The organism is Bradyrhizobium sp. P5_C11_2 (assembly GCF_054049755.1).
This window is the reverse complement of the sequence record NZ_JBFULT010000847.1, coordinates 1-2194: the sequence shown is the minus strand read 5'-3', so window position 1 is coordinate 2194 and position 2194 is coordinate 1. Positions and strand designations below refer to the sequence as shown.

General features: G+C 61.3%; 4 protein-coding genes. 1 reads left to right on the top strand and 3 read right to left on the bottom strand.

Annotation, left to right across the window (positions count from 1 at the left end; genetic code table 11):
• Positions 1–321: 321 nt before the first annotated feature.
• Entirely contained in the window at positions 322–1056 is a 735-nt protein-coding gene (locus tag ACXJL8_RS39370) for a metallophosphoesterase family protein (RefSeq protein WP_456621604.1), read from the top strand.
• A gap of 38 nt (positions 1057–1094) precedes the next feature.
• On the opposite strand, the gene ACXJL8_RS39365 is transcribed toward ACXJL8_RS39370, so the two are convergent.
• The 3 genes from ACXJL8_RS39365 to ACXJL8_RS39355 form a co-directional block, all read right to left on the bottom strand.
• Positions 1095–1517 carry a hypothetical protein gene (locus ACXJL8_RS39365; RefSeq protein ID WP_456621603.1) on the bottom strand — a complete coding sequence of 141 codons (423 nt, stop codon included), beginning with the start codon at positions 1515–1517 and terminating at the stop codon, positions 1095–1097.
• Positions 1518–1566: 49 nt separating this feature from the next.
• Positions 1567–1851: a hypothetical protein gene (locus ACXJL8_RS39360; RefSeq protein ID WP_456621602.1), complete on the bottom strand. Its 285-nt coding sequence runs from the start codon at positions 1849–1851 to the stop codon at positions 1567–1569.
• Positions 1852–1883: 32 nt separating this feature from the next.
• Positions 1884–2194: hypothetical protein (locus ACXJL8_RS39355; protein ID WP_456686844.1), on the bottom strand; the 311-nt coding region annotated here is incomplete at its 5' end.

Here is a 2194-nt window from a genome sequence, read left to right as displayed (position 1 = left end):
GGCTCTGCCTGGCAGGGACACGATTCGGCTCACACGGTTGTTACGATTCTTGTCTTCGCGGCGGTGCTCCAGCTTGGCTATATCGGCGGCGCGCTTCTGATCCGCCCGCGAACATCGGCCTATCGCACCAAGGCTGCTGCGCCGTCATTCGACAGCCAGAGCTTCGGCTGATCGGGCGGGATCGGCGATTCGTCGAATCGCGCAGGTGATCGATATGGGCAATCATTCGCACGCGCTGGGAAAAAAGTGGCTCGTGCCGCCCCGATTTCGTCGATAGCATATTGACATCACGGGCGAAGCTCTCTGAAAGAGTTGGACCCCATGCCCACGCCTGCGCCCCAAATTTCGCCTCGGCCGAAACTACCGAACGGCGTGCGCATCTATGCGATGAGCGACATCCACGGCTGCGCGCACCTGCTCGAGCAGATGTTCGCCGTCATCGATGCGGACATGGCGAACAGCCGTCCATATCGCGCGATCGAGGTCTTCCTCGGCGACTACATCGACCGCGGACCGGACTCGCGCCACACCCTCGATCTCCTGATCAGGCGCAGCCGCCGTCGCAACACGGTCTTTCTCAAGGGCAATCACGAGGCCTATTTCACCTCGGTGCTGGACGATCCCTCGCGCGTCACCGAATGGTTTCAATTCGGCGGCCTCCAGACCCTGATGTCGTACGGCGTGTCGGCCGCGCCGGGGATCGGCAAGGACGAGCAGTCCGATCTCGTGCGTGAGCTCGCATCCGCGATGCCGCCACAGCATATCGAATTCCTGCGTCAGTTGCGGCCAACCTTCACATGCGGCGACTTCTTCTTCGTCCATGCCGGGGTCCGTCCGGGGATTCCCCTGTCCGAACAGCGCGAGTCCGACCTGTTGTGGATCAGGGACGAATTTCTCCAGAGCAAGAGACGCTTCGGCAAATACGTCGTGCACGGCCATACGCCGGTGCGGCAGGCCGAACTGCTCGAAAACCGGGCCAACATCGACACCGGGGCATATGCCACCGGCAACCTGACGCTGCTGTCCATCCAGGGCAACAGCATGCTTGCGATCTAGCCACTGCACGCCGTTGGCGGTGGCGCCTGCCGCAACCGTCAGTTGGTGCTGCTTGTCGATGGCCGGTATTCTGGAAAGCGGCTGAGCATCGCGGCCTTCAGAAATTTGAAATGGGCGATCGAGGCGCTCAGCTCCTTGAGCCGGCGCTGGCCGTTCAAGATCTCCTTGTCGAAGAGATCCTGGTGATGGCTGTCGAGCGGTTCCCGCTCGAGATATTCGTCATCGCCATTGCCGAAGGTCACCGCTGCCCGCGCCAGCACATCTTCGACCCGCCGATTGAGGCCCGTCTGCTCCAGCTCGGCCGCATGGAGCGCATCCTCGATCGCGACCATGATGGCATCGATGCGCGCCTGATCGGTTTCAGCGTCGCGCTGGGGCGAGCGCGCCCGAAAGATTTGCTCGCCTCCAAAACGATCTCTGAGAAAATTCTGGGTGCGAGCCCGCAGGAACAGTTGGAACATGCGCGCATTTCCGGTTCGAAGGACAGACCAGAAAATGGATCCTGGATAGTTAATAAAGGCTGAATCCTCCGGACCGCTCCGCCCGGCTTTGCGCCATCCAGGCCTTCCAGGCGCCCTCGTGCTTCTCATAGAGCTCCAGCCAGCGCTGCCCACCGGCATCCAGCCACACTTCGCGGCCCTCAGGCGCGGCCCGCCTGGCTGCCGGATCTGGCGTCTGCGCGCTGTCGAGTCGCTCGAATTCGAACGTCTCCTCGAGTGTCAGACCGATCAGGACGCGCCGGCCGCCAGCATCGACGAAATATCGCCGCGGCGCATTGTTGGTCGGGCTAGTCATGGCGCCCCCTTCTTTCGCGATCCGCGCGCCGGTCAGCGTCGGAAGCAGGCCGATTGCAGACCCGTATGCGTCCTGCAAGATTCATGCGTCTCCTGATCGCCATGTGCCCCAGAGGTGTCCGTGCGAAAGTTGTAAATCCTCGAAATACCCGCCGCGCCGGACGCCCGTGTTCGCGACGCAGCATTCTCATCTTCGAGTTGTGTCGAGATCATGATGAGCGCCGCTGATTTTCTTGTCACGCGCGAGATTTTTTGGGCAGCACCGTGCATGCGAAATGTTCGCGAGTGCTTCAGCTGAAGAACCACAGGAACAATCTCACCAGCAACAGCGTGATGAAATAAAC

Coding starts and splice junctions, on each gene's coding strand:
- ACXJL8_RS39370 (WP_456621604.1), top strand. CDS start 322: ATGCCCACGCCTGCGCCCCAAATTTCGCCTCGGCCGAAACTACCGAAC.
- ACXJL8_RS39365 (WP_456621603.1), bottom strand. CDS start 1,517: ATGTTCCAACTGTTCCTGCGGGCTCGCACCCAGAATTTTCTCAGAGAT.
- ACXJL8_RS39360 (WP_456621602.1), bottom strand. CDS start 1,851: ATGACTAGCCCGACCAACAATGCGCCGCGGCGATATTTCGTCGATGCT.